Annotated in this window: 21 protein-coding genes; 16 read left to right on the top strand and 5 right to left on the bottom strand. The window is 71.5% G+C overall.

Annotated elements, in window-relative coordinates; translation table 11 throughout:
- Positions 1–113: 113 nt before the first annotated feature.
- The 3 genes from glmU (at position 114) to DEI96_RS04050 (ending at position 3,356) form a co-directional block, all read left to right on the top strand.
- The gene (glmU, locus tag DEI96_RS04040) at positions 114–1,541 is read left to right on the top strand and encodes a bifunctional UDP-N-acetylglucosamine diphosphorylase/glucosamine-1-phosphate N-acetyltransferase GlmU (RefSeq protein WP_071405222.1); all 1,428 of its coding nucleotides are present in this window, start codon (positions 114–116) and stop codon (positions 1,539–1,541) included.
- Between the two features lie 61 nt (positions 1,542–1,602).
- Entirely contained in the window at positions 1,603–2,580 is a 978-nt protein-coding gene (locus tag DEI96_RS04045; RefSeq protein WP_027464468.1) for a ribose-phosphate diphosphokinase, read from the top strand.
- Entirely contained in the window at positions 2,577–3,356 is a 780-nt protein-coding gene (locus DEI96_RS04050) for a putative protein N(5)-glutamine methyltransferase (RefSeq protein WP_111024780.1), read from the top strand. Before DEI96_RS04045 ends, DEI96_RS04050 begins: the two co-directional genes overlap by 4 nt.
- 359 nt (positions 3,357–3,715) lie before the next feature.
- Here DEI96_RS04050 and DEI96_RS04055 read toward each other — a convergent pair whose 3' ends face one another.
- The gene (locus DEI96_RS04055; protein ID WP_111024779.1) at positions 3,716–5,350 is read right to left on the bottom strand and encodes a molybdopterin-dependent oxidoreductase; all 1,635 of its coding nucleotides are present in this window, start codon (positions 5,348–5,350) and stop codon (positions 3,716–3,718) included.
- A 109-nt stretch (positions 5,351–5,459) separates the two neighbouring features.
- Here DEI96_RS04055 and DEI96_RS04060 point away from each other — a divergent pair, with 109 nt between their 5' ends.
- Complete coding sequence (locus tag DEI96_RS04060) at positions 5,460–6,215, top strand: hypothetical protein (protein ID WP_146246963.1); 756 nt, start codon at positions 5,460–5,462, stop codon at positions 6,213–6,215.
- Positions 6,216–6,313: 98 nt separating this feature from the next.
- Here DEI96_RS04060 and gnd read toward each other — a convergent pair whose 3' ends face one another.
- Positions 6,314–7,771, bottom strand: a complete 1,458-nt coding sequence (gene gnd / locus DEI96_RS04065) for an NADP-dependent phosphogluconate dehydrogenase (RefSeq protein WP_027464472.1) — start codon at positions 7,769–7,771, stop codon at positions 6,314–6,316.
- 112 nt (positions 7,772–7,883) lie between these two features.
- Between gnd and DEI96_RS04070 the strand changes: the two genes are divergently transcribed.
- From DEI96_RS04070 to DEI96_RS04080, 3 genes are all read left to right on the top strand, one after another.
- On the top strand, positions 7,884–8,423 hold the full coding sequence (locus DEI96_RS04070) for a gluconokinase (protein ID WP_111024777.1): 540 nt from the start codon (positions 7,884–7,886) through the stop codon (positions 8,421–8,423).
- 122 nt (positions 8,424–8,545) lie between these two features.
- A complete protein-coding gene (locus DEI96_RS04075) occupies positions 8,546–8,803 on the top strand; it encodes a ribbon-helix-helix protein, CopG family (protein WP_258372989.1) in 258 nt (85 codons plus the stop codon).
- On the top strand, positions 8,800–9,177 hold the full coding sequence (locus DEI96_RS04080; RefSeq protein WP_111024776.1) for a type II toxin-antitoxin system death-on-curing family toxin: 378 nt from the start codon (positions 8,800–8,802) through the stop codon (positions 9,175–9,177). The genes DEI96_RS04075 and DEI96_RS04080 overlap by 4 nt, the downstream gene beginning before the upstream one ends.
- 32 nt (positions 9,178–9,209) lie before the next feature.
- Here DEI96_RS04080 and DEI96_RS04085 read toward each other — a convergent pair whose 3' ends face one another.
- The 3 genes from DEI96_RS04085 to DEI96_RS04095 all read right to left on the bottom strand — a co-directional run bounded on the left by DEI96_RS04085 (position 9,210) and on the right by DEI96_RS04095 (position 12,653).
- The gene (locus tag DEI96_RS04085) at positions 9,210–9,818 is read right to left on the bottom strand and encodes a class I SAM-dependent methyltransferase (RefSeq protein ID WP_111024775.1); all 609 of its coding nucleotides are present in this window, start codon (positions 9,816–9,818) and stop codon (positions 9,210–9,212) included.
- 130 nt (positions 9,819–9,948) lie between these two features.
- Positions 9,949–11,445, bottom strand: coding sequence for a glucuronate isomerase (gene uxaC / locus DEI96_RS04090; RefSeq protein ID WP_111024774.1), 1,497 nt, complete (start codon positions 11,443–11,445; stop codon positions 9,949–9,951).
- A 62-nt stretch (positions 11,446–11,507) separates the two neighbouring features.
- Complete coding sequence (locus DEI96_RS04095; protein ID WP_258372988.1) at positions 11,508–12,653, bottom strand: LacI family DNA-binding transcriptional regulator; 1,146 nt, start codon at positions 12,651–12,653, stop codon at positions 11,508–11,510.
- 120 nt (positions 12,654–12,773) lie between these two features.
- Here DEI96_RS04095 and DEI96_RS04100 point away from each other — a divergent pair, with 120 nt between their 5' ends.
- The 9 genes from DEI96_RS04100 to DEI96_RS04140 all read left to right on the top strand — a co-directional run bounded on the left by DEI96_RS04100 (position 12,774) and on the right by DEI96_RS04140 (position 22,678).
- Positions 12,774–14,129, top strand: coding sequence for an ABC transporter substrate-binding protein (locus DEI96_RS04100; protein WP_181440594.1), 1,356 nt, complete (start codon positions 12,774–12,776; stop codon positions 14,127–14,129).
- On the top strand, positions 14,129–15,151 hold the full coding sequence (locus DEI96_RS04105) for a carbohydrate ABC transporter permease (protein ID WP_111024772.1): 1,023 nt from the start codon (positions 14,129–14,131) through the stop codon (positions 15,149–15,151). Before DEI96_RS04100 ends, DEI96_RS04105 begins: the two co-directional genes overlap by 1 nt.
- Positions 15,148–16,107, top strand: a complete 960-nt coding sequence (locus tag DEI96_RS04110; RefSeq protein ID WP_214542713.1) for a carbohydrate ABC transporter permease — start codon at positions 15,148–15,150, stop codon at positions 16,105–16,107. The genes DEI96_RS04105 and DEI96_RS04110 overlap by 4 nt, the downstream gene beginning before the upstream one ends.
- 73 nt (positions 16,108–16,180) lie before the next feature.
- Positions 16,181–17,020, top strand: coding sequence for a sugar phosphate isomerase/epimerase family protein (locus tag DEI96_RS04115; RefSeq protein ID WP_111024771.1), 840 nt, complete (start codon positions 16,181–16,183; stop codon positions 17,018–17,020).
- A complete protein-coding gene (locus DEI96_RS04120; protein ID WP_111024770.1) occupies positions 17,017–18,231 on the top strand; it encodes a Gfo/Idh/MocA family oxidoreductase in 1,215 nt (404 codons plus the stop codon). The genes DEI96_RS04115 and DEI96_RS04120 overlap by 4 nt, the downstream gene beginning before the upstream one ends.
- Positions 18,228–19,115 carry a sugar phosphate isomerase/epimerase family protein gene (locus DEI96_RS04125; RefSeq protein WP_111024769.1) on the top strand — a complete coding sequence of 296 codons (888 nt, stop codon included), beginning with the start codon at positions 18,228–18,230 and terminating at the stop codon, positions 19,113–19,115. Before DEI96_RS04120 ends, DEI96_RS04125 begins: the two co-directional genes overlap by 4 nt.
- The gene (locus DEI96_RS04130; protein ID WP_111024768.1) at positions 19,112–20,395 is read left to right on the top strand and encodes a mannitol dehydrogenase family protein; all 1,284 of its coding nucleotides are present in this window, start codon (positions 19,112–19,114) and stop codon (positions 20,393–20,395) included. The genes DEI96_RS04125 and DEI96_RS04130 overlap by 4 nt, the downstream gene beginning before the upstream one ends.
- Positions 20,392–21,744, top strand: a complete 1,353-nt coding sequence (gene manD, locus DEI96_RS04135; protein WP_239001473.1) for a D-mannonate dehydratase ManD — start codon at positions 20,392–20,394, stop codon at positions 21,742–21,744. Before DEI96_RS04130 ends, manD begins: the two co-directional genes overlap by 4 nt.
- 31 nt (positions 21,745–21,775) lie before the next feature.
- A complete protein-coding gene (locus DEI96_RS04140; protein WP_111024767.1) occupies positions 21,776–22,678 on the top strand; it encodes a hypothetical protein in 903 nt (300 codons plus the stop codon).
- The last annotated feature ends 35 nt before the right edge of the window (positions 22,679–22,713 follow it).

A 22,713-nucleotide genomic window follows, 5' to 3' on the forward strand; every position in this document is an offset into this window, starting at 1 on the left:
GCGGCCTGGAGGCGCGGTGCCGGTCCGTCCACAGGCTGCGGTTGTGCGCACGGTTCCGCACAGGGCCGTGGTCGCGTCGGGCGGCCCGGGCTGCGGTGCGCCAGGATGGGTGCATGACCGACCAGCGCATCGCCGTCGTCGTCCTCGCCGCCGGGCAGGGCACGCGCATGAAGTCGTCCACGCCCAAGGTGCTGCACCGGCTCGCCGGACTGCCGCTCATCGGGCACGTCCTGCGCACGGCGTCGTCGCTCAGCCCAGAGCACGTCGCCGTCGTCGTGCGGCACGAGCGTGACCTCGTCGCGGCCGAGGTCGTCGAGCGCGCCCCCGACGCGATCGTCGTCGACCAGGACGACGTCCCCGGCACCGGCCGTGCGGTCGAGGTCGCGGTCGAAGCACTGCCCGCCGACTTCGACGGCGCCGTCGTGGTGCTGTCCGGCGACGTCCCGCTGCTCGACGCCGCATCGCTCCGCCTCCTCGTCGACGCCCACGTCGGCGGCGGCAACGGCGCGACCTTCGTGAGCGCCATCGCCCCGGACCCGACCGGCCTCGGACGGATCGTGCGCGACGCTTCCGGCGCCTTCGTCAGCGTCGTCGAGCACAAGGACGCGACGGCCGAGCAGCTGACCATCACCGAGGCGAACGCGGGCATCTACGCGTTCGACGTGGCACGCCTCCGGGCGGCCCTGCCGTCGCTCACCACGGCGAACGCCCAGGGCGAGAAGTACATCACCGACGCCCCCGCACTGATCAGCGAGCGCGGCGGGCGCATCGACGTGGTCACCCTGACCGACCCGTGGCTCGTCGCCGGCATCAACGACCGTGCCCAGCTCTCCGACGCCGCGCGGGAACTCAACGCCCGCATCGTCCGCCGCCACCAGCTCGCCGGCGTCACCGTGCAGGACCCCGCGTCCACCTGGATCGACCTCGACGTCACCATCGAGCCCGACGCCGAGGTCCTGCCCGGCACCCAGCTCATCGGCGCCACAGCGATCGCCGCCGGTGCCGTCGTCGGACCGGACACCACGTTGCGCGACACCGAGGTCGGGGCCCGCGCCACCGTGAACCGCGTCGACGCCACCCTCGCCGTGATCGGGGACGGTGCCTCGGTCGGCCCGTTCGCCTACCTGCGGCCGGGCACGATCCTCGGTGACGACGGCAAGATCGGCACCTTCGTCGAGACGAAGAACGCCCGGATCGGCCGCGGCAGCAAGGTCCCGCACCTCTCCTACATCGGCGACGCTGAAGTGGGCGAGGACTCGAACATCGGCGCGAACACCATCACCGCGAACTACGACGGCGTGCACAAGCACCGCACCGAGGTCGGCTCGAACGTCCGTACAGGCTCGCACAACGTGTTCGTCGCCCCCGTTAGGATTGGTGACGGTGCGTACACCGGCGCCGGGACCACCGTCCGCAAGGACGTTCCGGCAGGATCGCTCGCGATCAGCTACGCCCCACAGCGCAACACCGACGGATGGGTCGAGGAACACCGACCCGGCACACCGGCGGCCGAGGCTGCTCGGCTCGCGAACGGCGAATAGATCCCGGCGACCACCCGTCGCCGACATCGACCCCTCGTGGGTCAGGGAGTGAGCACCGCACTTGTCCGGAATCAAGACAACCGGCCAGAAACGACTCGTCCTCGTCTCGGGGCGAGCACACCCGGCGCTCTCTGCCGAGATCGCGGAGGAGCTCGGGGTCGACCTCGTGCCGACCGATGCCCGGACCTTCGCGAACGGTGAGCTCTACGCCCGCTTCGACGAGTCGGTCCGTGGCTGCGACGCCTTCGTCATCCAGTCGCACACCGCGCCGATCAACGAGTGGCTCATGGAGCAGCTCATCATGGTCGACGCGCTGAAGCGTGCGTCGGCGAAGCGCATCACGGTCGTGGCGCCGTTCTACCCCTACGCGCGCCAGGACAAGAAGGGCCGCGGCCGCGAGCCGATCTCGGCCCGCCTCGTCGCCGACCTGTTCAAGGCCGCCGGCGCGCACCGCATCATGAGCGTCGACCTGCACGCCGCGCAGATCCAGGGCTTCTTCGACGGCCCCGTCGACCACCTGTTCGCCATGCCGGTGCTGCTCGAGCGCTTCCGCCAGATCCTCGACCCGAAGACGCTCACCGTCGTGTCGCCCGACATGGGCCGCGTCCGTGTCGCCGACATCTGGTCCGAGAAGCTCGGGGCCCCGCTCGCCATCATCCACAAGCGCCGCGACCCGCTCGTGCCGAACCAGGTCTCGGTGCACGAGATCGTCGGTGACGTCAGCGGCCGCGTGTGCCTGCTCGTCGACGACCTCATCGACACCGGCCGCACGATCGCCAAGGCTGCCGAGGCGCTCAAGAACGCCGGCGCCACGGGTGTCGTCGTCGCCGCGACCCACGCCGTGTTCTCCGACCCGGCCACCGAGCTGCTGCAGAGCGAGTTCATCGACCGCGTGGTCGTGACGGACACCCTGCCCCTGCCGATGGACAAGCGCTGGGACCGCCTCGAGGTCCTGCCGATCGCCCCGCTCATCGCCCGTGCCATCCACGAGGTCTTCGACGACGGTTCCGTGACGTCGATGTTCGATGGAGCCGCTTGACACATCCCGCGCGTGACGCCCTCGCGGCCCGGCTCCGGGCCGCGGGGAGCGTCTTCGCCGAGGACGAAGCCGACCTGTTGCTCGAGGCCGGTGACGGTGAGCCGGTGCGGCTCCGGAGCCTCGTGCAGCGTCGGCTGGCCGGTGAGCCGCTCGAGTACGTGCTCGGCTGGGCCGCCTTCGACGGGCACCGTATCCGGGTGACGCCCGGGGTCTTCGTGCCGCGAGCCCGCACCACCGTCGTCGTCGAGCGGGCTGCACGTCGGCTGCAGCGCTACGACCGCGTGGTCGACCTGTGCTGCGGTGCGGGCGCGATCTCGGTGGCCCTGTTCGGTCGGGTCGGCGCGCTCGACCTCGTTGCCACGGACATCGACCCGGACGCCGTCGACGTCGCAGCCGAGAACATCGGTGACCGCGGCATCGTCGTCGCCGGTGACCTGTTCGCGCCGCTGCCCGATCGGTTCCGCGGGGCCGTGGCGGTCATCGCGGTGAACGCCCCCTACGTACCGACGGCCTCGATCGAGCTCATGCCGACCGAGGCCCGCGAGCACGAACACCGCGTTGCCCTCGACGGTGGTGCGGACGGCCTCGACCTGCACCGCCGCATCGCAGCGGGTGCGGGGGAGTGGCTCCGTCCCGGTGGCGCCGTCGTCATCGAGGTGTCCGAGGCCCAGGCCGAGGCGTCCGCCGCTGCGTTCACGGCCGCCGGCTTCTCCACCGTGGTCGAGCGGGACGCCGAGGTCGACGGCACCTGCGTCGTCGCGACCCTGCCCGCCTGACCCTGGTCTGCACGCCTGCCCCTGACTTTCCCGCCGAAACCCGGCGTCGAGTGGTCACGACATGCCGCTCAGGTTCGCGGAGGCGGCACGAAGTGTCGCCCGCGCGTCCGCGAACCGACGCTTCCTGCACCCCCGGCGTGACGCACGTGGCGTGTCGCGCGACCGGGGTGAGGGGCGGGGCGGGCCGGCACCGGGCCTCCAGGCCGTCGGGTGACCGGAGCGCGCCGGCGTCGAGTGGTCACGACATGCCGCTCAGGTTCGTCGAGGCGGCACGAAGTGTCGCCTGCGCGCCCGCGAACCGACGCTTTCTGCGACCTCGACCGGCGTGAGCGGGCGTGTCGCAGACCGCTCCCGGAGCGTCAGCGCGCGTCGACCGTCACCGTGTGCCAGCCCGTCGCACCGTTGGGAGCCGGCGGCCGGTCCACGCTCGTCTGCACCTCGCCGTCCGCACTGGTCGCGCGCACCTCGATGCGGTGCGAGCCGGCGGTCGGCGTCCACCGCACCACCCACTGTCGCCAGGTGTCCGCGGAGACCGAGTCGGCGAGTTCGGCGCGCTGCCAGTCGCCGCCTCCGACGCGGACCTCGACGGCCTTCACGCCCTTGTGCGGCTGCCACGCGACCCCCGCGATCGCGACCGGCTTGCCCGCGGTCACGGTCGACCCGTTCCGCGGGGTGTCGATGCGGGACTCGAGCTTGACCGGGCCACGCTCCGACCAGCCGCGCGGTGTCCAGTAGCCCTGCGCGTCGGCGAACCGGGTGACCTCGAGCTCGGTGACCCACTTCGTCGCCGAGACGTACCCGAACAGGCCCGGCACGACCATCCGCACCGGGAACCCGTGCTCGGTCGGCAGGGGTTCGCCGTTCATCCCGACCGCGAGCAGCGCCGCGGTGCCGTCGTCCTGCAGCACGTCGAGCGGGGTGCCGGCGGAGAACCCGTCGATGCTCCGTGAGAGCACCATGTCGGCGTCGCCCGTCGGACGTGCCCGGGCGAGGAGCTCCCGGATGGGGTAGCCCAACCAGCGGGCCGTGCCGATGAGGTCACCGCCGACCTCGTTCGACACGCAGCTCAGGGTGGCCACGTGCTCCTCGAGCGGCAGCGCGAGCAGCTCGTCCCACGTCAGCGTGATCTCGTTCTCGACCGCGCCGTGGATGCGGAGCGACCAGTCGGCGGGGTCGACCTGCGGCACGCGCAGGGCCGTGTCGATCCGGTAGAAGTCGGCGTTCGGTGTGATGTACGGGGTGATGCCGTCGATGTCGAGCGACGCACCGGCCGGCACGGCCGGTGCAGCGGTCGCCGCGGCGGGCAGCCGGATGGCCCGCCGGGCAGCAGCGGCCGCCTGCATCGCTGACGACCCCAGCCTGGAGGCGGTGCCCACCACGATCGCGACGGTCGCCGTCGCGACGCCCCAGACCAGGAACGTCCGGCGCTCCGTCGACGCGGGTCGCGGTGCCGCCGTCGGCACGGTCGCCGCGGCCTCCCACCGGCGCAGCCGCTGGAGCAGCAGGCGCAGGACGACCACGGCCGCCGCGATGCCGAGGACCGTCGGGGCGCCGTCGAGCGTCCCGCTGCCCGAGCGGGTGCTGACGGCCAGCAGCGCCAGCACACCTCCGGTGGCGAACACGAGGGCGCCGAAGGGTGGGCGCACACGTTCGAGGACACCGGCACCGGCACTGATCGCGATGACGATCGCCGTCATGAGCACGAACAGGGCGACCTTGTCCCCGGTGCCGAACACGGAGACCATGAAGTCCTTCGCACCCGGGGGAGCGAGGTCGATGACGGCGGACCCGACGGCGACCAGGGGGCTGCCCGCTCCGCCGAGCAGCAGCGCGCCGAACTCGGCGACACCGAGGAACGCGGCGGCGGCCACGACGCCGACGATCGCGGCGATCAGCGTCCAACGTCGGGTCGAAGGGGCATCGGGCCCGCCCGGGCCGTCCGACGGACCCGCCGTCGGTTGGCCGATGGGTTCGTCCGTCGTCTCGGTGGTCACCGCCCGAGCGTAGGTCGCCCGGCCGCTCGTGGGCTGTGTGTGCGCGCTTCCCCGCGCGTTCATCGGGTTCGGCCAGCAGGTGGCGCGCGGCTCGTGGGAGGATCGGACCGTGCTGCAGCGTCCGGATGGTGTCCCGCGGTCCGGTCGTGCCCGCGGTGCCGGGCGGACACCGATGTCTCCGGCACGTCGACTCGCCACCCTGCGCTGGGTCATCGTCGCCGTCTGGCTGGTCCTCCTGATCACCCGGATCGTCGTCGTCTCGACGGCACCGGGCGTCGACCTCTCCTGGTACGGGATCGTCGAGTTCGGCGCGATCGCGCTCGGCGTCGTGGTCATCGTGGTCGCCGTCGTGCGGACCGCGGCGGCACGGCGGCGGCAGGCGGACGAGGCCCTCGCGCTCGCCATCCGGCGGATCGACCCGACGGTGTGGCTCGTCCCGGCGGCGCCGACACCGGAACTCCGCGGCATCGTCGACGAAGTCCGCCCGGACACCCACCTCGGGTCGCGCGTGACCTGGGCCTTCGGTGCGACCGAGGCCTCCCTGTGGGAACTCGACGAACGGCGGGCGACCCGGCTGCTCGTGATCCGGTGGAGTCGCGTCGTGCACGTCGGGCTCGAAGACGTGGCGGACGGCTTCGACGGCTCGGACGGCTCGGGGCGACTCGGTGGCTCCGAGCGACCTGGTGCTCCCAGTGGTGCTCGCCGCGCGTGTGCGGTGGCGATCCACCACGTGCGACCGGACGACACCCCCGCCGTGGCGACGTTCTTCGTCCGGACCGCCCCGGGTTCGCGTCGGCTGCTCGGGCGCGGTCCACGGCTGGACCGGCTCGTCGCCGACCTGGCGCGGGAACGCATCGTCGCCTGACGCGACGGAGGGCCCCGCGGTCAGCGAGGCCCTCCTTGCCGAACCCGCACCGACCTCCGTGGCCGGCAACGGGGCAGCAGCGGCAGCGGGCGCGGTCGTCAGTGCGTGGACGGCTCCTGCTCGACCTCGCGGCGGTCGTCGTCGGACCACAGCGTGTGGAAGGTGCCGTCCTTGTCGATGCGCTGGTAGGTGTGCGCGCCGAAGAAGTCGCGCTGGCCCTGGATCAGCGACGCGGGCAGACGGTCGGACGCGAGCGAGTCGAAGTACGACAGCGCGGACGAGAAGCCCGGCGCGGGGACGCCCGACGCGGCCGCGATGCCGACGATGCGGCGCCAGGCGGCTTCGCCCTCGGCGACCGCGTTCGCGAAGTACGGGTCGACCAGCAGCGACTCGAGCTTCGGGTTCTCGGCGTACGCCTCGACGATGCGGTTCAGGAACTGGGCCCGGATGATGCAGCCACCCCGCCAGATCTTCGCGACGTTGCCGAGGTCGATGTCCCAGCCGTACTCCTTCGCCCCGGCGATGATGAGGTCGAAGCCCTGTGCGTACGCGACGACCTTCGAAGCGTAGAGCGCCGCACGGACGTCGTCGGCGAAGGTGTCCGGAACCTCGGCGATCTGCGGACGGTTCTTGACCGACTGCTGCACGGCGGCACGCTGCGTCGGCTTCGACGACACCGCGCGGGCGAACACGGCTTCGCCGATGCCCGAAACGGGGATGCCCAGGCCCACGGCGTTCTGCACGGTCCAGACGCCGGTGCCCTTCGAGCCAGCCGCGTCACGGATGACGTCGACGAGCGGCTTGCCGGTGTCGGCGTCGCGCTGCTTGAGGACCTCGCCGGTGATCTCGATCAGGTAGGACTCGAGGTCGCCCTTGTTCCACTCGTCGAAGACCTGCACCAGGTCCTCCACCGAGAGCCCGCCGACGCGACGCAGCAGGTCGTACGACTCGGCGATGAGCTGCATGTCGGCGTACTCGATGCCGTTGTGCACCATCTTGACGAAGTGCCCGGCGCCGTCGGTACCGATGTGGGTCACGCACGGTTCACCTTCGGCCACCGCGGCGATCGACTTCAGGATCGGCCCGAGCGTCTCCCAGGCCTCCTTCGAACCACCGGGCATGATCGACGGGCCCTTGAGCGCGCCCTCTTCGCCACCGGAGATGCCGGTGCCGACGAAGTTCAGGCCCTTCTCGCGCAGGTCGTGCTCACGTCGGATGGTGTCGTGGAAGTTCGCGTTGCCGCCGTCGACGATGATGTCGCCCGGTTCGAACCGTTCGGCGAGCTGCCCGATCACGGCGTCGGTGCCCTTGCCTGCCTGGACCATGATGATGGCGGTCCGGGGCTTCGACAGCGAGGCGACGAACCCGTCGATGTCCTCGGACGCGATGAACCCGGCGTCGCCGTGCTCCTGGAGCAGCTCCTCGGTGCGGGCGTACGTGCGGTTGTAGACCGCCACCGTGTTGCCTTCGCGCGATGCGAGGTTGCGGGCGAGGTTCGAGCCCATCACTGCGAGTCCGACGACTCCGATGTTCGCCTGACCGTTGTTGTCTGCCACGAGGGCCTCCTTTGTCCTGACGTTGGCGCCCAACCTACGACCGGCGGTCTGGGACCGCACAGGTGTTGCGGGAACTGGGGACCAGAGTTCACCGGATCAATACTGTGGAGGGATGAGCGAGCTCGCTGTCCACCCGCCCGTCCTCGTGATGGGGGTCTCCGGCTCCGGCAAGTCCACCATCGGCCAGGCGCTCACCGACGCCCTGGTCGCGCGGGGCGAACCGTGCGTCTTCGTCGACGCCGACGACCTGCACCCGGTCGCCAACAAGGAGAAGATGCGGCAGGGGATCCCGCTGACCGACGAGGACCGTTGGCCGTGGCTCGACGCGTGCGCCGCGCGGATCGCCGCGGTCGAATCGGACGGCTCCCGGTGCGTGATGGCGAACTCGGCGCTCAAGCGCGCCTACCGGGACCGTCTGCGCGCGTCCGCTCCGGAGCTCGTCATCGCCTTTCTCGACGGGTCGCGCGACCTGATCGCCGAACGGCAGTCCCACCGCCAGCACGAGTACATGCCGACGACGCTGCTCGACTCGCAGTTCGCGACCCTCGAGCGGCCGCAGCCCGACGAGGCCGCCGTCGCGGTGTCGATCGACGGATCGGTCGACGACACCGTGCGGGAGATCCTCGCCGCGCTCGCGGTCACCACCGGCTGACGAAGCTCCACGACCTGCGACGGATCCCGGCAGCTCCTCCACAGGGCGCAGCGCGGCCGTCGCCGTCCCCAACCGATCCCCGGTCCCGTCCGCGTCGAGGGGGACGTTCGTACCGTCGCTCCATGACCACGATCACTGCCGCGCGTGCAGATACCACTCTTGATACCATCGACCCCATGGCCATGACCCTCCGACTCGACGACGACGAGGCAGCGGCGTTGCGCAAGCGTGCTGACCTCGAGGAGCGCTCGATGCAGGACGTCGCGCGCGCCGCCATCCGCGAGTACGTCGAGCAGCACAGCCGCAGCGATCTGATCGACGGCATCCTCGACCGAGAACTCCCGCGCTACGCCGAGGCGCTCGAACGACTCGGCAAGTGATCCACCTCACGACCGACGAGGCGTTGCACGTCGCTCGTCGGACCCTGGGAGCTGACTACGCGATCCGCGACGTCGGACTGCTCGAGGCGGCGGTCGCGCGACCCGCCGCGTCGGTGGGCGGGAACGACGCCTACCCGACGCTGGTCGAGAAGGCGGCGGCGCTCGTCCACTCCGCCGTCCGGAACCACACCCTGGTCGACGGCAACAAGCGCCTCGGGCTCATGCTGCTCGTGGTCTTCCTCGGCGTGAACGGCGTCCGGCTCCACGCCTCGAACGACCAGGCGTACGACTTCATCGTCGCGATCGCCGAGGGGGAACTCGATTCCGTGCCGGAGATCGCTGCTGCTCTGACCTCGATGGTCTCGGACGCCTGATCGACAGCGCGGCGGCCGTCAGCCGTCGGCGATCAGCGGCGCACCGCACTGATCGCCCCGTGCGGCCGGTGCTCCGGAGCCGTGCGGGTGTGGACGTCCACGACGTCGAAGCCCGCTCCGTCCAGCAGCGCCGCCAGGGACGCGACCGGCCAGCGGTACGCGGTGATGACCGCGTGGTCGAAGGCCTCGACCGCGGGACCCTCGAAGAACCCGAGCAGCAGCCCACCGCCGGGCGCGAGCACCCGATGGAACTCGGCGAGTGCCCCACGGATCCGCGACGGTTCGTGGTGGATCACCGAGTACCAGGCCAGGACCCCGTCGACGCTGCCGTCCGCGAGCGGGAGCGCGTCGAGCGACCCGACCCGGAAGTCGATGTCCGCGTCCACTGCGCCGTGCGTCCGTCGTGCGTGCTCGACGAACTCCGGCACCGCGTCGATGCCGCTGACACGGTGCCCCTGCCGTGCGAGGTGCGCCGTCCAGTGACCGGGGCCGCACCCGACGTCGACCAGGGGACCGCTGCGACCGGCTGCCCAGGCCTCGACGACGGCTCGGTCGTCCGGGTGGACGGCGTCCATCGACCCGAGCAGCGTCGCGTACTCGTCAGCTCGAGCGCTGTACGCCGCCGTCACCCGCTCCGTCATGCGCCCGACCGTACCGCCGTACCGCCGCGGCGCCGAACCGTGCGAGGTTGCGTGTTCCGTGCGACCCGGCAACCCTCGCACCAGGCACGGAACCTCGCACCACGCGGCCACCAGCGCACCGCACGCCGCGTCAGAGCTTGAACGTCGCCTTCGGGATGTCGGACACGATGCGGCGGGCGGTGCGGACGGCGTCCTCCTCCGAGACCTGGTGCGTGACCACGAGCGACGCCAGGTACGCCGCGTCCGCCCGCCGCGCCATGTCGTGCCGCGCGGGGATGGAGCAGTACGCACGGGTGTCGTCGATGAACCCGGAGGTCTTGGTGAACGACGCCGAGTCGGTGACGGCCGACCGGTAGCGCCCGATGGCCGCCGGGGTGTCGATGAACCACCACGGTGCGCCCGCGTACACGGCGGGGTAGAAGCCCGCCAGCGGCCCGATCTCGCGCGAGAAGACGGTCTCGTCGACGGTGAAGAGCACGAGGTGGAACCCGGGAGCGGTGCCGAAGGACTCGAGCAGCGGCCGGAGCGGCTCGGTGAAGGACCCGACGGCCGGCAGGTCGTGCCCGGTGTCCGGCCCGAAGCGCTCGAGCGTCGGGGTGTGGTGGTTCCGGATCACCCCGGGGTGCAGCTGCATGACGAGGCCGTCCTCCACGCTCATCTCCGCCCAGCGGTAGAGCATGTCGTGCCGGTACGCCGTCGCCTCGGCCTCGGTGACCGACGACGCGTCGCGCAGCGCCGCGGCGTGGATGCGTTCCCGCTCGCTCGACGGCAGGGGAGCGGAGCCCGCGTCGAGCACTCCGGTGTCCGTGGCGGTTGCACCGTGCTCGATGAAGTAGTGGCGACGTGCGCGGAGAGCCGCCAACAGCCCTGCGTGGCTGCCCGTGTCGATGCCGGCGGCCTCGCCGATCGACGCGACCACGGGCCTCCAGTCCGACCGCGTCGGGTCGAACACGGCGTCCGCGCGGAACGTGGGGAGCACCCGGCCGGTGAAGCCGGGGTCCGCCGCGAGCTGCGCGTGCGCAGCGAGGTCGTCCGCCGGGCCGTCCGTGGTGGCGAGGACCTCGATGCCGAAGGCGTCGAAGAGCGCGCGTGGCCGGAAGGCGGGGGACGCCAGCAGGCCGGCGATGTGGTCGTACTGGTCGTCCGCGTTGGCGGCGGACGGCGCCTGGTCGAGCCCGAACACGTCGTGCAGCTCCGTCTCGAACCAGTAGCGCACGGGGGTTCCGAGGAAGTCGTCCCAGTGCTCCGCCAGCTGCCGCCAGATGGCACGGCCTGGCGGCGTCGGCTCAGCGGCATCGCGCCAGCGATGCGCCGACGCCGCCGGGCGAGCCTGCGAGCCCGGGCGGGGCCCCGACCGGTCCGCGCGTCCCAGCGCGGCCAGGTCGACCCCGTTCGCGTGCAGCAGGCGGAGCACGTAGTGGTCGGGCGTGATGAGCAGCGATGCGGGGTCGCTGAACGGCTGGTCCGAGGCGATCAGCGCCGCGTCGACGTGCCCGTGCGGCGAGATGATCGGGGCGTCCTTGACCGCCTCGTACACGGTGCGTGCGACCGCTCGCGCCCCGGGGTCGGCGGGGAACAGCCGGTCGGGGTGCGGTGCGAGCCGGGTGGGGGTGCTGGTGCGGGTCATCATCGACTCCTTCGAGTGGCGGCGAGTGCGGGAGTGGCGAGTTCGGGAGTACTCGTGCGCGATCAGTCGGTGCCGGCACGCGGGGCCGGCCCGGTCGACTCGCGCACGGTCAGGTGGGTGGGCAGGGCGACGGCGCCGGACATGTGCTCCCCGGGCAGTTCGTCGGCGGGCAGCGCGCCGAGCCGTCCGAGCAGCATCCGGATCGCGACCCGGCCGGCCCGCTCGATCGGCGAGGTCATCGTGGTGAGTGGCGGGTTGCAGAAGTCGGCGCCGAAGATGTCGTCGCAGCCCACGATGCTCATGTCCTCGGGGACGCGGACTCCGCGCTCCCGCAGTCGGGCGAGCATCCCGATGGCGATCAGGTCGTTGAAGGCGATGCACGCGGTCGCGCCGGCGTGCACGGCGGCGTCGGCGGCCGCGGCGCCGGAGTCGACGAAGGGTGCGTGCGGCCCGACCCGGGCGACGCGGATCCCCAGGCGCTTGGCGACCTGCACGAGTGCGCGCCACCGACGTTCGTTCGACCACGAGCTGTCCGGCCCGGCGACGTACAGGATCTCCCGGTGTCCCAGCGACACCAGGTGCTGCACCGCCTGCTCCACCCCGCCGGGGGTGTCGATGAGCACCGATGGCACGCCGGTGGGCCGACGGTTCACCACGACCAGCGGGATCCGCTCGGCGAACCGTGCGATCTGCGCGTCGGACAGGCGTGACGCCGTGAGCACGACCCCGTCGGCCTTCGCCCCCACGGCGGTGAGTGCGGCCATCTCGGCGTCGGCGGACTCCTCGGTGTCGACGAGCAGCTGCGTCCAGCCGGCCCCGGCGAGCTGGTGTTGCGTGCCGCGGATGACGTCGAAGTAGAACGGGTTCGTGATGTCGGACACGAGCACGGCGACGGCGCGGGTGCGACCGGAGGTCAGCGCCCGGGCCTGCGAGTTGGCGACGTAACCGAGCTCGCGGGCCGCTCGCTGGATGCGCTCCTGGGTGACGGGGTTGACCCGGTCGGGCAGGGACAGGGCGCGGGAGACGGTGGACGCGGCGACCCCGGTGGCGTCGGCGATGTCGCGGATGGTGACGCGACGCGCGGCACCAGCGGCGGCGCCGGCAGCGCGAGCACCAACGGCGGCGCCCGCGCCAGCGGCGACGGCGCCACCAGCACCGCCAGCGGCACCGCCCGTGCGCCCGCCACCGTCCGTCGAGAGGTCCTTCACGAGGCCGAACGTATTCGCGTCTGGCAACAAGTGGCAACCGGTTGCCGCATGTTGCCATCGGCGGAACAGTGGTGCCACCGAGCAGCGCCGCTCGGAGGAGGTCTCGAGGAGGAAACCCCCGTGAAGACGCGAAGACTGCAAGTCCGCACCCTCGTCGGTGCCGTCGCCGTGGTCGCCCTCGCCGCACTGTCCCTGCAGGGATGTGCCGTGGTGAACGGCAGCGGCGACGACCCGAACACCCTCCGCGTGATGATGGGCGCGGACACCACCTACCCCAAGGAACGCAAGCAGTGGCAGCGGGAGACCGCCGCCGAGTTCAAGCGCACGACCGGTGCGGACATCCAGTGGGAGACCTACTCGTCCGCGCAGGAGGAACTGACCGCGATCCAGACGAGCGTCATCTCCGGCCAGGGCCCCGACGTCTACGCGATCGGCACCACCTTCACCCCGACCGCGTACGCCACCGGTGCCTTCGTCGAGATGGGCACGAAGGAGTGGGACGCGATCGGCGGCAAGGACCAGTTCGACCCCGCCTCGTTCGGCATCTCCGGTCCGACTGCGTCGAAGCAGATCGGGATCCCGTTCGCCAGCCGTCCGTTCGTGATGGCGGTGAACAAGGACCTGCTCGCCAAGGCGGGGATCACCGACATGCCCACCACGTGGGACGAGCTGACTGCCGATGCGAAGGCCACCACGGGTGACGGTCGCCACGGCATGGCGATCGCCTACGCCGACGGCTTCGACCCCTGGAAGTTCGTGTGGGGGATGGCCCAGAACGCTGGCAACACGATCGTCGACGGCTCGAAGGCCGAGATCGACAGCGAGGCCGTCGAGAACGCCTACCGCACCTACTTCGACTGGGTCACGAAGGACGGCGTCGTCGACCCGGCCGCGATCGGTTGGAACAACGCCCAGGCCCTCGCGCAGTTCACCGAGGGCAAGGCCGCGTTCTTCCCGATGACGACCACCACTGCCATCAACTCCTTCACGGGCACCAAGGTCGACGGCAAGTACGAGTTCGCCCTGCTCCCCACCGTCCCGCCGGGTGCGACCGAGCGGCCGTCCGACGGCATCGAGGCCGCCAGCATCCTGTCCGGCGACAACTGGGTCGTCGCCGACTACGGCACCAAGCAGGAGCTGTCGTTCGCGTTCGTCAAGCAGCTCAGCGCACCGAAGGCCCAGCTCGAGTACTACGACCTGTTCGGCAACCTGCCGACGAACGCCTCGGCCGCCGCCGACCTGGCAGCCGACAACCCGCAGCTCAAGCCGATCATCGACGCCGGCCGCCTGTCCAAGCCGACCGCGTTCACCGGCGCCTGGTCCGACATCCAGCTCGCCCTGGTCGACGTGGTCGTGCAGTCGATCCCGTCGCTGAAGTCCGGCGAGGTCACCGACGACCAGCTCCGCAAGCGACTGCAGGACGCCCAGAAGGACGCCCAGGCCACCCTCGACCGTCAGAAGAACGGAGGTCTGTGATGACCAGCACGCAGACCAGGCCCCGCACCGACGCGGCGCCGCCCCGGCCGGTCCGCCCGGCCGGCAAGACGCCCCTGTACAAACGCGAGCGCCCGCTGTGGATGCTCCTGCCCGGCGGCGTCCTCATGCTCGCCGTCATCGTGGTGCCGCTCCTGGTGGGCTTCTGGATCGCGATGCTCGACCTCGACCAGTACACGCTCCGCCAGTGGTTCAGCGCCCCGTTCGTCGGGTTCGCCAACTTCACCGAGGCGTTCACGAACTCGCCGCTGCTGCACTCGATCTGGATCTCGGTGTCGCTGTCGGTGCTCGTCACGGCCGTGACCGTCCCGATCGGGGTCGCCGCCGCGATCTCGACGCAGAACCGGTTCCCCGGTCGCGGGCTCGTCCGATCGATCTACCTGATCCCGTACGTGCTCCCGGCTTTCGTCGTCGGCACGTTCTTCCGCACGATGCTCCAGCCGCAGGGGGTCGTGAACTCGATCCTGCACACCGACGTGCTGTGGCTGAACGGCTCGGCGTCGTACTGGGCGCTCGCCGGCGTGATGATCTGGACGAGCTGGCCCTTCGTCTACCTGCTGTCCCTGGCCGGGCTGCAGGCCGTGGACAACGAGGTGCACGAGGCCGCCGCGCTCGACGGGGTGACCTGGTGGGCGAAGCTTCGGTACATCATCTTCCCGTACCTGCGCGGACCCCTCAGCCTCGCGGTGATCATCTCGATCCTGCACAACATCAACAACTTCACGCTGCCGTTCGTGCTGTTCGGCATCCCGCTGCCGTCCAGCGTCGAGGTGATGCCCGTCCTGACGTACATCGCGAGCTTCCAGTCGTTCCGCTTCGGCCTGTCCGCGGCGATGGCGATCTGCTCGCTCGTGATCGTCGCGATCCCGCTGTTCGTCTACCTGCGGGCGGTCAAGCTCGACACCGGCGACGACGCCGGCCCCAACCGGAAGCAGCGTCGCGCCGACCGCGCCACGCTCGCCGCCTCCCCGACCGCCGCCGACATCGACGGAGCCCGCGCATGACCACCCCGAGCACGTCCTTCAGCACCCGTACCCGCCCCACCGCGACGCTCACCGAGAGCATCACGACCGGCAGCGGCGGCCGGCGGAGCAAGCGTCCCTACGACACCGACGTCACCCGGTTGCTGCCGCGCTGGCTGCTCGTCGCCGTCATCGCGGTGATCATCGCGTTCATCGCCGTCCCTGTGCTCTACATCCTGTTCGGCTCGGTCAACTCCGACGTCGCCGTCGCCCGTGGCGAGTACTTCCCGTCCGAGTTCACCCTGTCGAACTACGTCGAGATCTGGTCCACCGTCGCCCTCGGCGAGGGACTGGTGAACTCGATGCTCACCGCCGGTGCCGTCGCCGTCGCGAGTGCCGCGCTCGCCGTGTCCACGGCCTACGTGCTCGTCCGGTTCCGGTTCCTCGGGCGGCTGACGATCCTGCGGGGGCTCCTCGCCCTGCAGTCGATCCCCGGCACGCTCCTGCTCCTGCCGGTCTTCGTGGTGTTCTCGAACATCGCCAGCGCCACCGGCGTGCAGATCATCGGCACCCGCTGGGGCCTGTTCGTCACCTACCTGACGTTCGCCCTGCCGTTCTCGACGTGGGTCATGGTCACCTACCTGCGCGGCCTGCCGAAGGAACTCGAGGAAGCGGCGCGCATCGACGGCGCCAGCTCGACGAAGATCCTGACGAAGATCGTCCTCCCGCTGTCGTGGCCGGGCATCGTCGTGTCCGCGATCTTCGCCTTCCTGCTCGGCTGGAACGACGTCCTGTTCTCCACGATCATGACGACCCCGAACACCCGGACGGTCGCCGTGGTCCTGCAGGTGCTCGGCACCACCCAAGAGGGCGGCGCCGTCCCGATCTACGGCCAGATGATGGCCGCCTCGATCGTCTGCGCGGTCCCCGTCGTCGCCCTGTACCTGATCTTCCAGCGCTACCTGGTCGGCGGGCTCACCGCCGGCTCCGTCAAGTAGGCCGCAACCCAGAACCGGACTGGAGGCCCGTGGCGGCCCCGCCACGCGCCTCCCGTCCGAACGAAAGGACACCATGACCGACCAGCCCAGTTGGGAACTCTCCGGTTTCGGCGACGAGATCGACGCCGATCCGGTTGTCCAGGTCGCGGTCCTGCAGGCGCTCGGCGCGAGCGCCATCGAGGTCCGCAGCGCCTGGGGCGTCAACGTCGTCGACCTCGACGAGGACCAGCTCGCCGGACTCCACCGGCTGCTCGACGAGCGTGGGCAGACCGTGTCCGCGATCGCCTCGCCGATCGGCAAGGTGCCCGTCGACGAACCCGTCGAGCACGAGGTGTCTCGGCTCGCCCGAGCGATCCGTGCCGCGCACGCCCTCGGCACGACGAACATCCGGATCTTCTCGTTCTACTTCGAGGGCCGCACGCCCGACGACGTCCGCGACGACGTCCTCGTCCGGATGCGGGCGCTGGCCGACCTCGCCGAGCGTGAGGGGGTGACCCTGCTGCACGAGAACGAGAAGGACATCTACGGCGACGTCCCCGCGCGCGTGCTCGACATCGTCGAGAGCGTCGGGTCCCCGGCGCTCCGACTGGCCTGGGACAACGCGAACTACGTGCAGTGCGGCGTCCGGCCCTTCACCGACGGCTGGGAGCAGCTCGCCCCGTACGTCGATTACCTGCAGGTGAAGGACGCCCTCGCCGCCGACTCGTCGGTGGTCCCGGCGGGCGAGGGTGACGGCGAACTGCTCCAGACCCTCACCGCGCTCCGCGACGCCGGCTACTCCGGGTACGCCTCGCTCGAACCGCACCTCAGCGATTTCACCTCCCTCGGCGGGTTCTCCGGCCCCGCGGCCTTCGGTCGTGCCGGCCGGGCCTTCCGCACCCTCACCGACCAGATCGGAGTCACCCTGCGATGACCGAACCCACCAACTCGCTCCGCCTGGCCGTCGTCGGCGCCGGTGTCATCGGCCGCCACCACGCCACCGTCGCCGTGCACCACCCCGACCTGCAGGTCGTCGCCCTCGTCGACGCCGTGCCCGAAGCCGCCACGAGCGCGGCCGACGCGATCGAGGCGATGGGCGTCGCCCGTCCGATCACGACCTCCACCATCGAGGAAGCGATCGAACAGACCGACATCGATGTCGTCGCGATCTGCTCGCCGTCCGGCATGCACGTGCAGCTCGCCGAGGCCGCCCTGGCCGCCGGCAAGCACGTCGTCATCGAGAAACCGCTCGACACCACGATGCCCCGGGCCCGGCAGATCGCGGCGCTCGCCGCAGCCGCTCGTGACCGCGGGCTCGTCACGAGCGTCATCAGCCAGCACCGCTTCGACCCGGCGTCGGCGGCCGTCGCCCGGGCCGCGCACGACGGCGGGTTCGGCACCGTGACCTCGGGGCTCGCGAGCGTCGCGTGGTACCGGTCGCAGGGGTACTACGACTCCGGTGACTGGCGCGGCACCTGGGCGCTCGACGGCGGCGGCGCGGTGATGAACCAGGGCGTGCACACCGTCGACCTGCTCGTCTGGGCGCTCGGTCGTCCGGTCGAGATCTCGGCCCAGACAGGGCTCCTCGCGCACGATCGCATCGAGGTCGAGGACACCGCCGTCGCCACCGTCCGGTTCGCCGGCGGGGCGCTCGGGGTCGTCCACTGCACGACCGCCGCGTACCCGGGGCTCTCCGCCCGGTACGCCGTGTACGGCACGCACGGCTCCGCCATCGTCGACGACGACCGGCTCGCGTACTTCCACATCGCCCCGGACACCGCCACGCTCGAGTCCGCCGCGACCACGTCGAACGCCACCGCGGTCGCCGGTGCGGTCGACCAGAAGGACGACGTCGTCCCGCCCGAGCACGTCGTCGGCGGCCCGGCCGAACCCGACCACTTCGCCGCGGGGCACGCTCGGCAGTACACGGACATCGTCGACGCGATCCGGCAGGGACGCGAACCGGGTGTCACCGTCGACGCGGCCCTCGTGTCGCTCGCCACCGTCCGCGGGCTCTACGTCAGCGCGACCCTCGGGCACCCCGTGCGCATCGACGACGTGATCGAGGGCAAGTACGACGACGTGGTGCCGGTCGTCGGCGCTGCAGCAACGTCCGCCACCGCGACCGAAGGAGCCACCCGATGAAGTTCTCCGTGTTCACCGCCTCGACCCCCGACTGGACCCCGTCCGAAGCCGCCGAGACCCTGGCGGCGCAGGGCTGGGACGGCATCGAGTGGCGCATCGTCGACGACCGCCCGGCCGACGGCGCCGAGGTCCCCGCCGAGCGGTCGTTCTGGGCGGGCAACAACTCGACGTGGCAGTACACCGGCATCCGCGACCGGGTCGGCGAGATCGCCCGGGTCACCGACGCCGCCGGGCTCGAGTACTCGGGCATCGGCGGCTACCAACCGGCCGCCGACCACGACGGCGTCGAGACGATGCTGCGCGTGACCAGCGAACTCGGCGCCCGGCAGGTCCGCGTCACGATGCCGCACTACCGTGCCGAGAAGGAACGCACCGGCGAGACCTACCCGCAGCTCTTCGACCGCACCCGCGCCGACCTCGAGTGGGTCGCGTCGCGTGCGTCGGAGCTCGGCGTGAAGGCACTCGTCGAGCTGCACCACATGACGATCACGCCGTCGGCATCCGCGGCACTGCGACTGATCGACGGTCTCGACCCCGCACACGTCGGCGTCATCCACGACCTCGGCAACCTCGTGATCGAGGGGTACGAGGACCACCTGGCCGCGTTCGAACTGCTCGGGCCGTACCTGGCACACGCCCACGTGAAGAACGCCCGCTGGGTCGACACCGGTGACGCCCGTGCCGACGGCAGTTCGATCTGGCAGCACGAGTGGGCACCCCTGCGCACCGGCCAGGCGTCGGTGTCCGAGTACCTCGACGCGCTCCGCCAGGTCGGGTACGACGGGTGGGTCACCATCGAGGACTTCTCCACCGACCTCCCGCTCGAGGCCCGCACCGCCGACAACCTGGCGTACCTCCGCTCCCTCGTCCCGGTGACCGCATGACCGATCCGCGTCCGGGCATCGTCCACCTGGGGGTGGGGGCCTTTGCTCGTGCCCACCTCGCCTGGTACACCGCCCACACCACGGGGGAGCCGTGGGGCATCACCGCCTTCACCGGCCGCTCGCCCGCGGCCGCGGACGCGTTGACCGCGCAGGACTGCCGGTACACGCTCGTCACCCGAGCCGCGTCCGGCGACGGAGCCGAGGTGGTCGACACGATCGTGGCCGCCCACCCCGGCAGCGACGACACGGCCTGGAGGCACGTGGTCGCGTCCCCGGAGACGACCATCGTCACGCTGACGGTCACCGAGCAGGGCTACCGGCCCGGGTCCGACGTGCCCGCGCGGTTGGTCGCGGGGCTCGAAGCCCGCCGTGCCGCCGGGTCCGGGCGCATCGCGCTGGTCAGTCTCGACAACCTGACGCACAACGGGGCGGTCCTGCGCGACGCCGTGCTCGACGCCGTCACCGACGACGCCCTGCGCGACTGGATCGAGGCGAACGTCACGTTCCCGAGCTCGATGGTCGACCGGATCACCCCGGCCACCACCGACGACGACGTCGCGCGCCTGTCGGAACTGCCGGCTGCGCTCGCCGGAGACCGGGTCCCCGTCGTCACCGAGCCGTTCGCGGAGTGGGTGCTCGAGGACGCCTTCGACGGGATCGACCGCCCCGCGTGGGAGACCGCCGGGGTGCGCATCGTCGACGACGTGACCCCGTACGAGCAGCGGAAGCTCTGGCTGCTGAACGGCTCGCACTCGCTCCTCGCGTACCTGGGGCTGCAGCTCGGCCACGACACCGTGGCCGAGGCTTTGGGCGACCGGGTCTGTCGCACCGCCGTCGAGCAACTCTGGGACGAAGCCGCGCTCGAGCTCCCGCTGCCCGAGGCCGAGGTCAGAGACGCCCGCGCGGCCCTGGTCGAACGGTTCGCCAACCCGCGCATCCGGCACACGCTGCGGCAGATCGCGTCCGGCGGCTCGCAGAAGCTGCCCGTCCGTGTCGTCGACGTCGTGCGGCACCGGCTCGCCCGCGACCCCTCGGCCGGCATCGGCACCGGAGCGGCCACCGCCCTCGCCGCGTGGTGGTTGCACGTCACCGAGCGACCCGACCTGGTGGACGACCCCGGTGCCCCCGGGCCAGACTCGGACGTGCACGACGTCCTGGCCGTCGTCGCGCCCGAACTCGACACCACCCCCGTGGTCGCCGCCGTGACGGCGGCGGCCGACCGCATCCGCACCGCCGCGGCACGCGCCCGCGAACGCTCCAACGGAGGAGTCCACGCATGACCGACACGAACACCACGAACCCCGCGGCCCCGGTCCCCGGTGCCACCGACAGCGGGCCGGCCGAGACCACCGCCGGCCGTCCGGACACCTGGGCCTCGGCGGACCGCGGCCAGCTGATCGAGCGGGCCGAGGTCATCGTGACCAGCCCGAACCGGAACTTCGTGACGCTCAAGCTCACCACGGCCGACGGCGTCACCGGGCTCGGCGACGCCACCCTGAACGGCCGCGAGCTCGCGGTCTCCGCCTACCTGTCCGAGCACGTCGTCCCGCTGCTCGTCGGCCGTGACGCCAGCCGCATCGAGGACGCCTGGCAGTTCCTCTACCGGTCGTCGTACTGGCGCCGTGGTCCGGTCACGATGGCCGCGATCGCCGCCGTCGACATGGCCCTCTGGGACATCAAGGCGAAGGTCGCCGGGATGCCGCTCTACCAGCTGCTCGGTGGGGCATCGCGCACCGGGCTCATGGCGTACGGCCACGCCTCGGGCAAGGAGCTGCCCGAGCTGTTCGACTCCATCCGCGAACACCAGGAAGAGGGCTACCGCTCGATCCGGGTGCAGACCGGTGTCCCCGGCCTCGAATCCATCTACGGCATCGCGTCGAACAGGACCACCGAGGGCAACGCCGGCGTCCGCTACGACTTCGAGCCCGCCCAGCGTGGTGCGTACCCGGCGATGGAGGACTGGGACACCCGCGCCTACCTGCGCCACGTACCCACCGTGTTCGAGGCCGTCCGCAACGAGTTCGGTCCCGAACTGCCGCTGCTGCACGACGGCCACCACCGGATGACCCCGCTGCAGGCCGCGAAGCTCGGCAAGTCGCTCGAGCCGTACGACCTGTTCTGGCTCGAGGACTGCACCCCCGCCGAGAACCAGGAGGCCCTGAAGCTCGTCCGGCAGCACACCACGACGCCGCTCGCGATCGGCGAGGTCTTCAACACCATCTGGGACTTCAAGGACATCATCCGCGACCAGCTCATCGACTACGTCCGCGGTGCCGTCACGCACATGGGCGGCGTCACCCCGCTCAAGAAGACGATGGAGTACGCGGCGCTGTACCAGGTCAGGTCCGGCTTCCACGGGCCGACCGACATCTCCCCGGTGGGGCTCGCCGCGCAGATGCACCTCGGGCTCGCGATCCACAACTTCGGCATCCAGGAGTACATGCAGCACGGACCGCAGACCAACCAGGTGTTCCACCAGACGTTCACGTTCACCGACGGCTACCTGCACCCGGGGGACGAGCCGGGCCTCGGGGTCAGCCTCGACGTCGACGAGGCCGGCAAGTACCCCTACGAGCAGGCGTACCTGCCGTTCAACCGCCTGGCCGACGGCACCGTCCACGACTGGTAGTCCCCGGCATCCTGGCTGGCACAGTGGTCGCATGGAGTTCGCCGACGTCGCCAGGGAGCTGCTGCTCGTCGCGCCGCAGGACTTCGTCGCCGAGCGCACCGCACGGCAGCGCGCGGTGCGCAAGGACGACCGTGCCCTCGCCACGGCGATCGGGAAGCTCCGGAAGCCCTCACCGGCCGCCTGGGTGATCGACCTGCTCGCCCACGACGGTGCCCTCGACGACGCCGTCGACCTCGGACCGGCGCTCCGCAAGGCGCAGGCCGACGCCGACCCCGACGCGATCCGGACCCTCCGTCGGCAGCGCGCCGAGGTCGTCGACGCCCTCGCACAGGCCGGTGCGGACCTGGCGTCCGACGCCGGACACCCCGTCACCGCGGCGGTGCTCGAGCAGGTCCGGTCGACGATCGAGGCGGCCATGGCGGACCCGCACGCCGGCGCGGCCGTGCGGTCGGGGCTGCTCGTGACGGCGCTCGAGAGCGTGGGGTTCGACGCGGTCGACCTCGACGGGGCGCTCGCGGATCCGGACGCGGTGCCCGACGCCTGGTCCGGCAGCGATGCCCCACCCATCCCCATCTCCCAGGCGAGGGGTGCGCGGAAGGCGAGCCGTGCCTCCAGGCCCGCGCAGCGCGACGCTCCGGAACCGGACGCCGAAGCCGAACCGAAGCGCGACCCGGCCGCCGACCGGAAGGCCGCGCGCCAGGCCGAGACCGCAGCGCGCACGGAGTCCCGCGATGCCGACGCCGCACTCGACACCGCCGAGGCCGATCTCGAACAGGCGGAGGAGCGCCGCGCGGGGCTCCAGCGTGCCCTCGAGCAGGCCGAGGCCGAGATCACCCGGCTCGAGGCAGCCCGCGACGAGGCCGAGGCAGCGAGCGACCGGGCGCGCGACGTCCTCCACGCCGCGCAGGAGCACCGTCGGCAGGTCGGCCGCTGAGCCGTCCGGCGCGACCTCATCACCTCGGATGAAAA

The organism is Curtobacterium sp. MCLR17_031 (assembly GCF_003234775.2).
Taxonomy (GTDB): domain Bacteria; phylum Actinomycetota; class Actinomycetes; order Actinomycetales; family Microbacteriaceae; genus Curtobacterium; species Curtobacterium flaccumfaciens.

Bases quoted from the DNA above. Each gene is read 5' to 3' on its own strand.
- glmU (WP_071405222.1), top strand. From the start codon at position 114: ATGACCGACCAGCGCATCGCCGTCGTCGTCCTCGCCGCCGGGCAGGGC.
- DEI96_RS04070 (WP_111024777.1), top strand. From the start codon at position 7,884: ATGAGCGAGCTCGCTGTCCACCCGCCCGTCCTCGTGATGGGGGTCTCC.
- DEI96_RS04075 (WP_258372989.1), top strand. From the start codon at position 8,546: ATGACCACGATCACTGCCGCGCGTGCAGATACCACTCTTGATACCATC.
- DEI96_RS04085 (WP_111024775.1), bottom strand. From the start codon at position 9,818: ATGACGGAGCGGGTGACGGCGGCGTACAGCGCTCGAGCTGACGAGTAC.
- uxaC (WP_111024774.1), bottom strand. From the start codon at position 11,445: ATGACCCGCACCAGCACCCCCACCCGGCTCGCACCGCACCCCGACCGG.
- DEI96_RS04105 (WP_111024772.1), top strand. From the start codon at position 14,129: ATGACCAGCACGCAGACCAGGCCCCGCACCGACGCGGCGCCGCCCCGG.
- DEI96_RS04110 (WP_214542713.1), top strand. From the start codon at position 15,148: ATGACCACCCCGAGCACGTCCTTCAGCACCCGTACCCGCCCCACCGCG.
- DEI96_RS04115 (WP_111024771.1), top strand. From the start codon at position 16,181: ATGACCGACCAGCCCAGTTGGGAACTCTCCGGTTTCGGCGACGAGATC.
- DEI96_RS04120 (WP_111024770.1), top strand. From the start codon at position 17,017: ATGACCGAACCCACCAACTCGCTCCGCCTGGCCGTCGTCGGCGCCGGT.
- DEI96_RS04125 (WP_111024769.1), top strand. From the start codon at position 18,228: ATGAAGTTCTCCGTGTTCACCGCCTCGACCCCCGACTGGACCCCGTCC.
- DEI96_RS04130 (WP_111024768.1), top strand. From the start codon at position 19,112: ATGACCGATCCGCGTCCGGGCATCGTCCACCTGGGGGTGGGGGCCTTT.
- manD (WP_239001473.1), top strand. From the start codon at position 20,392: ATGACCGACACGAACACCACGAACCCCGCGGCCCCGGTCCCCGGTGCC.
- DEI96_RS04140 (WP_111024767.1), top strand. From the start codon at position 21,776: ATGGAGTTCGCCGACGTCGCCAGGGAGCTGCTGCTCGTCGCGCCGCAG.